This window comes from Novosphingobium rosa NBRC 15208 (assembly GCF_001598555.1).
In the GTDB taxonomy this organism is placed as follows: domain Bacteria; phylum Pseudomonadota; class Alphaproteobacteria; order Sphingomonadales; family Sphingomonadaceae; genus Novosphingobium; species Novosphingobium rosa.
Map to the genome: position 1 here is coordinate 1 of NZ_BCZE01000170.1, position 1,498 is coordinate 1,498.

General features: G+C 59.7%; 2 protein-coding genes. Both read left to right on the top strand.

Annotated features, from left to right (window positions below; translation table 11 throughout):
• Nucleotides 1-72 precede the first annotated feature (72 nt).
• On the top strand, nt 73-435 hold the full coding sequence (locus SR3_RS32880) for an IS4/Tn5 family transposase DNA-binding protein (protein ID WP_218018917.1): 363 nt from the start codon (nt 73-75) through the stop codon (nt 433-435).
• On the top strand, nt 347-1,495 hold the full coding sequence (locus tag SR3_RS30245; RefSeq protein ID WP_218018918.1) for an IS4 family transposase: 1,149 nt from the start codon (nt 347-349) through the stop codon (nt 1,493-1,495). Before SR3_RS32880 ends, SR3_RS30245 begins: the two co-directional genes overlap by 89 nt.
• Nucleotides 1,496-1,498 lie beyond the last annotated feature (3 nt).

Consider the following 1,498-nt stretch of genomic DNA (forward strand, 5'->3'; position numbering starts at 1 on the left):
AGCGCATTGCTGTTGAAGCCACTGACTCGGCTGTGATTCCTGCTCAGGCACGGAACCTGCGGGGTGCGTGCCATGGCGAACGACCGAGATGAAGGTGAGACCTGGATCGACGGAGAAATAGACATCACCGGGTTCGGCGACGCTCGGCTTGGCGATCGGCTGCGCAAACTGATGTGCTGCCTGGACAGCGCGACAGGTCAGCCGCTGCCATTGGCGTGCGAAGACTGGGCAAACACCAAAGCGGCATACCGCTTTTTGTCGAACAGCTCGGCCTCAGAAGAGCATATTCTCGCTGGCCATTTCCAAGCGACAGCGCGTCGTGCAGGCTTGCGAGGGCACCCTGCTAGTGCTGCAGGATACCACGGAATTCGTCTACCAGCGCTCGGCACCAGACAGCATTGGCTACACCAAGAATGTGAACAGCGGGCGCGATAAGGAAGGCCGATGGCGCCAGCACAAGCTGTGTGGTGTGATGATGCATGCCAGTCTCGCGGTCACGCTAGAAGGCCTCCCCCTCGACTTGACGGCTGCCCGCTTCTGGAGCCGTGCACAATTCAAGGGGCTGCTGGCGCTCAAACGCAAGGTCAACCAGACCCGAGTGCCGATCGAGACGAAGGAGAGCATCCGCTGGCTCGAAAATATGCGCGGCTCCACGGCATTGCTCGGGGGAGACCCCGCCCGCATTGTGCACGTTGGCGATCGGGAGAATGACATCTATGAATTCTACTGCGCGACGCAGGAACTAGGGACCCACTTTGTCGTCCGCACCTGCGTTGATCGTCTGGCCGGCGACGGTAAGCACACCGTGTCGGCCGAAATGGCCGAGGTCACTGTCGAGGGACAGCACCAGTTCGAGATCGCCGACGGGAGCCGGGTGAAACTGGCATTGAAGTACAAGCGCATCGGCGTTCTGCCGCCCATTGGCAAAGCGCGGCGCTACCCACCACTCAGCTTGACCCTGATCCACGCCATCGAGATCGACCCTCCCGAAGGACGCAAACCGATCGACTGGAAGTTGCTCACTGATCTTCCTGTCGGAACGGCCGCCGAGGCGATCGAGAAAATGGCCTGGTACGCAATGAGATGGAAGATCGAGCTGTTCTTCAAGATTCTCAAGTCCGGCTTCAACGCCGAGAAACTGAAGCTGCGCGCGGCCGAGCGACTGGTCAACCTGATCGCCATATTCTGTATTCTGGGCTGGCGGATCTTCTGGCTTACTATGCTGAACAGAACGCGACCCAATGATGATCCCGGGTCCGCACTGACCGCCACCGAGATCGTGATCATTGATCGAATTGCAGCTCGTGCCGGCAGAATGACTACAGCCGCGCCGTCGATTTCATCGTACCTGACTGAGATCGCGCGCCTGGGCGGCTATCTTGGTCGACGGCACGACCCACCGCCGGGCAACATGATCATGTGGCGAGGTTGGTCTCGGCTCATGGATATCCAGCTTGGCGTCGAGCTCGCCGCCGAACCACTTGTGGGTAATTGAAAG

Excerpts from the sequence above, each read along its gene's own strand:
- SR3_RS32880 (WP_218018917.1), top strand. The coding sequence starts at position 73 with ATGGCGAACGACCGAGATGAAGGTGAGACCTGGATCGACGGAGAAATA.